This window comes from Imperialibacter sp. EC-SDR9, assembly GCF_902498805.1.
Taxonomy (GTDB): Bacteria; Bacteroidota; Bacteroidia; order Cytophagales; family Cyclobacteriaceae; genus Imperialibacter.
This window is the reverse complement of sequence record NZ_LR701623.1, coordinates 1-4,135: the sequence shown is the minus strand read 5'-3', so window position 1 is coordinate 4,135 and position 4,135 is coordinate 1. Positions and strand designations below refer to the sequence as shown.

The 4,135-nt window shown below is 47.0% G+C and carries 2 protein-coding genes; both read right to left on the bottom strand.

Translation table 11 applies throughout. The features are described from left to right. Nucleotides 1-79 precede the first annotated feature (79 nt). Entirely contained in the window at nucleotides 80-1,006 is a 927-nt protein-coding gene (locus GC130_RS25425; protein WP_152001188.1) for a hypothetical protein, read from the bottom strand. Continuing rightward, on the bottom strand, nucleotides 999-4,135 hold a 3,137-nt coding region (locus GC130_RS25420), incomplete at its 5' end, for a tail fiber domain-containing protein (RefSeq protein WP_152001187.1). The genes GC130_RS25420 and GC130_RS25425, both read right to left, overlap by 8 nt.

Here is a 4,135-nt window from a genome sequence, read left to right as displayed (position 1 = left end):
GCTCAGACGGAGCCGCATTTTAAAAAAAAAATATAATCAAATATGAGACCTCTGCCAAGGCCGCAAGGTCTTGCTGACTCTAATATCCAACAACAACCCCAGCTTTTTTTAAATGCGTTTGCCCTGCAGGCGTGGCGCTATCAAATGCAATGTCATTTCGGTTCTGGCTGCTTTCGAGGTCAGCGCCAACATAGTCGACGGTTACTTTGCTGCTATCAAATCTACCCAACGCAGTTTCAATATCCCAATAGTAGTCCTCGGCAACGCCGACCAAAAGCCGATCCGGAAAAGGCGCTTGTGAAAAAGCACCAACTTCCACACCTATGAGAGGGTTTTCACCAAAAACATTCTCCAGATAAACAGGTAAATAGAGTGCGTCATTTCCCACTGGAAAAAATTTATACCCAAGCCCCCGGTGATAAAATTTTCCCTCTGAGTAAGAGTTGTCGCTGCCACCAAGCACCTCTGCTCCATCTTCAATGACCAAATAGCTTCCGGGGTTAGCGTCCACATAACCATTAACAAAGTTGATCATTCCGACGACCCGCACAGTGTCTCCGGTAAATAGCGTTGTACCAGTTGAATTCACCACAATACTGTGCACATCGGTGGGTGTACTTGAGAATGTTTGATCAGAAGTTCCGTCCAATTCAATCTCCCCGTCAATCCCATTATAGGTACCCGTGTTGTTCCAATCGCCAGAAACTCTGATGAGGCCTACATTTTCCAAATTACCTGTATTGTTGATGAGGCCGTTGGAGTCCAATACCGGTGGTGTTGAGGCATTATTACTGATATTCAACCTGTTTTCGTTGTTGACAGCACCATCGACAACAAGCAGTCCCTCATCATATACCTGACCTTTATTAGTCAGGTCACCACCAATTTTGAGGCTGGCCGAGCTTCCAACTTTCAACTGAACGCCCGATGGGGTATAGAGCCCCTGAGCTGCCACCGAAGTGGCGGCCAGTAAACTGAGCAATATGGTAGCAAGTACCTTATTCATTGGTTTTGGTCGCTGACTTGATACCCATCTGCTCTTTAATAAGGTCGATGTCACTCTTCATGGAAGAGTTTTCCATTTGCAACTGTGCCATGAGCTTCATTTGCATTTCGGAAAGCTTCATTTGTTTGTCAAGTGCCGCTTTCATCTCTTCCTTAGTTGTTTTCTCATCACTGAGGTCGGCCATTAACTTCTCAATCAGTTTCTGCTGCTCTTTAATGGCTTCGATGAGGACGGGGACTAGTGCCTGGTAATTAACTGTCTTGTATCCATTTGGCAGGGTGTTGACCAATTCCGGATAAATTTTTTCTACCTCCTGTGCGATAAGTCCTATTTGTCTCCCCTCAGAAAATTTGTTATCAGGGAATTCATCCTTTTTCCAATAGTATGTGACCCCCTCAAGCTGACTAATATTTTTGGTAGCATTTTCGATGGGTGTAACTTCTTTCTTGTACCTGGCATCAGAGAATGTCAATGCGCCAGAAGCATAAATGTTGGCGTTAGTAATAATATCACCATTTACACCCAGACCAACCGTAGAAAAGACATTTGCAGAGCTCGCAGATGTTGTACCCATTTTATTCGGGTTACTAGAATTTGAGGTCGCCGCCGTTAAGAAAGCTGTATTTCCAATAGTAGCTCTTCCTGATACACCAAACTCCGCCGCAGTCACGACTACACCGGCAGTTCCTGCATTAATATTTACAGCGGTGGCACCGGTTCCGTTACCTAATGTTATTGTTCTGGCAGCAGCTCCTGTACCAATATTGATTGGCTGTGCTACAGCATTATCCCCAATATTGATAGCGCCAGCTGCTGCATTGATAGCAACCGTGCTAGTGGCAGCATCAATAGTTACGCCGGTGGCACCGTTAATATCGGCAATTGAAGTGGCGGTCATCACAAGATCTCCGCTAGTGGATGATAAGGTATTGCCGTTAAGGTCCAAATTATCCACCGTGATTTGACCATTAGCTGTCAAGCTACCTGTGCCCAAACTAATATTATTACTTCCATCTGTAATCAAAGCTTTTGTAGCCTCAGCTGTGCCTGGAGTGGCCACATCTACGTAGTTCAGCTCGGTAGCCGTTGCCGTTACTCCATCAAGTATATTTAGTTCGGCTCCCGTTGAAGTAATTGGGGTGCCATTTAGTGTCAGCGAAACAGCACCCAGGTCATTCACACCAGTAATTGAGGTATTGCCTGCAGCATTACCAGCCGATAATACTTGCGTAAGAGTGGGCGTAGCCACGCCGTCTAACGTAGCGTCAAGTTCATCAAGTGCTGCCTGGACGGTTGTTGCAGCTAACCCAGAAGTAGTATTGTCGAAAGCGAGCTTTGTACCGTCAATTGCTGCACCAGCCTTGATATCGGCATTCTCAATATTGGTGATAGTATTAGCGTCGGCATCTATCGACTTATTACTCAAAGTCTCAGTCCCGTCAAGGGTAGCCAAAGTACCAGTGGTCGGAAGAGTAACATTCGTCGCTGCAGTCGAGGTAAGCGTAGTTGAAAATGCTCCAGCCGTCACCAAATCACCTCCAAGTGTGATTGTGTTACTGTTCGCAACCCCAGTCCCACCATTAGCGGCAGTCACAACTCCTGTAACATTGGATGCTGTGCCACTCACGTTACCCGTTACATTGCCTGTCAAGTCCGCTGTGATAGTCCCGGCTGCAAAATTACCACTGGCATCTCTTCTTACTATTTCACTAGCAGTGTTGGAAGACGTTGCCGAGTTGGCCAATGCCTCACCGGTAGCTATGTTAGCCGCAGTTGATCCCCCTACCGTGTTCACCGTCAAAGATCCTGTGTTGTCAATAGATGCATCACCACCCAAAGCAACTCCGGTAGCAACATTCGAAGCATTACCTACAAATATGTTCGCTGATGTTAATGTATTGCTGGTACTAAGAGCTCCATCTACATAGGCGGTCGTAGCTACCGCCGTGCTATTGTCGGAAGCAGCTTGTGTCGTAGCCACTGTATTTGACGATAAGGTCTTATTACTCAAAGTCTCAGTCCCGTCAAGGGTAGCCAAAGTACCAGTGGTCGGAAGAGTAACATTCGTCGCTGCAGTCGAGGTCAGTGTAGTCGAAAATGCTCCTGCCGTCACCAAATCACCACCAAGGGTGATTGTGTTACTATTAGCAACGCCTGTACCTCCATTTGCGGCAGCCACAACTCCAGTGACATTGGATGCTGTACCACTCACGTTACCTGAAACGTCGCCCGTCAAATCGGCTGTGATAGTCCCTGCAGCAAAATTACCACTGGCATCTCTTCTTACTATTTCACTAGCAGTGTTGGAAGACGTTGCCGAGTTGGCCAATGCCTCACCGGTAGCTATGTTAGCAGCAGTTGATCCCCCTACCGTGTTCACCGTCAAAGATCCTGTGTTGTCAATAGATGCATCACCTCCCAAAGCAACCCCTGTTGCAACATTCGAAGCATTACCTACAAATATGTTCGCTGATGTTAATGTATTGCTGGTACTAAGAGCGCCATCTACATAGGCGGTCGTAGCTACCGCCGTGCTATTGTCGGAAGCAGCTTGTGTCGTAGCCACTGTATTTGACGATAAGGTCTTATTACTCAAAGTCTCAGTCCCGTCAAGTGTAGCCAAAGTACCAGTGGTCGGAAGAGTAACGTTCGTCGCTGCAGTCGAGGTAAGCGTAGTTGAAAATGCTCCAGCCGTCACCAAATCACCTCCAAGTGTGATTGTGTTACTGTTCGCAACCCCAGTCCCACCATTAGCGGCAGTCACAACTCCTGTAACATTGGATGCTGTGCCACTCACGTTACCCGTTACATTGCCTGTCAAGTCCGCTGTGATAGTCCCGGCTGCAAAATTACCACTGGCATCTCTTCTTACTATTTCACTAGCTGTGTTGGAAGACGTTGCCGAGTTGGCCAATGCCTCACCTGTAGCTATGTTGGCCGCAGTTGATCCCCCAACCGTATTCACTGTCAAAGACCCTGTATTATCAATAGATGCATCACCACCCAAAGCAACCCCTGTTGCAACATTCGAAGCATTACCTACAAATATGTTCGCTGATGTTAATGTATTGCTGGTACTAAGAGCGCCATCTACATAGGCGGTCGTAGCTACCGCTGTGCTATTGTCGG